Annotated in this window: 1 pseudogene; it reads left to right on the forward strand. The window is 80.3% G+C overall.

Going from position 1 to position 239, the window contains the following annotated elements:
• Nucleotides 1-187 (forward strand): annotated as a pseudogene (locus EIM47_RS15730) (methyl-accepting chemotaxis protein); the annotation flags it as partial.
• Between the last annotated feature and the right edge of the window lie 52 nt (nt 188-239).

A 239-nucleotide genomic window follows, 5' to 3' on the forward strand; every position in this document is an offset into this window, starting at 1 on the left:
TGCCGGCCTGGCCCAGGCCATCTCGGTGTTCCGCCTGCAGGGCGGGCTGGACGTGCCGTCCCCGGCCGCCGCGCCGGCCGCCGTGGCCGTGCCGTTCCCGGTGCACAAGGCCCAGGCCGCGCGCCCGGCCGGCCGCAGCCCGCAGGCCGCCACGGTGATCAACGAGGCCGACTGGGCCGAGTTCTGAGCCCGGGCCGCGTCCGCCACAGGCAGGGGCCCCGGCACGTCCGGGGCCCCTG

It is taken from the genome of Pseudoxanthomonas sp. SGT-18 (genome assembly GCF_003931645.1).
In the GTDB taxonomy this organism is placed as follows: Bacteria; Pseudomonadota; Gammaproteobacteria; order Xanthomonadales; family Xanthomonadaceae; genus Pseudoxanthomonas.